The following is a 464-nucleotide window of genomic DNA, read 5'->3' as shown; positions in this document are numbered from 1 at the left end:
AGCCCGCAGCTGACGGTGACTCCCAATGCCATGCAATTGAAGGAAGACCTGTTTGACGCCAAATCCATCTGGATGATCGCACCACTCTGGGGGCAGAAAATCATCACTGCCGCAGAGCTGCCGCCGCGTATTCGGGATCAGTACGACATGAAGTATGGCTGGTGGCAGAAGTTCAACTATGGCTGGATTCGTGGCGCCACCTGGACCGCCCAGGTGTTGATGCCCAAGAGCATGGAGCATCACCCGATTTATCATGAAGCACAGGCGCGCCTGGCAGGCGAGCGGCTGGGCGGTTATAACCAGTGGTTGATTGAAGCCTTCTTCGATAAGGAACGGTTGGTGAATTGATGGTGCGTGGGGTTGGCCTGTTGATGGTGGCGCTGTGGTGCGTCATGAGCGCCCCGGCGCAGGCGATCAGCGGCTATGACGAAACCGAGTTTATGACGGTGGATACTTTTTTGTCC

The 464-nt window shown here is 56.5% G+C and carries 1 pseudogene; it reads left to right on the top strand.

What is annotated here, in order from left to right:
* Positions 1-348: pseudogene (locus A3754_RS27355) on the top strand (hypothetical protein); the annotation flags it as partial.
* Positions 349-464 lie beyond the last annotated feature (116 nt).

It is taken from the genome of Alcanivorax sp. HI0083 (assembly GCF_001635175.1).
Note: the sequence above shows the minus strand (reverse complement) of the source record. Positions and strands in the feature narration are given on the sequence as shown.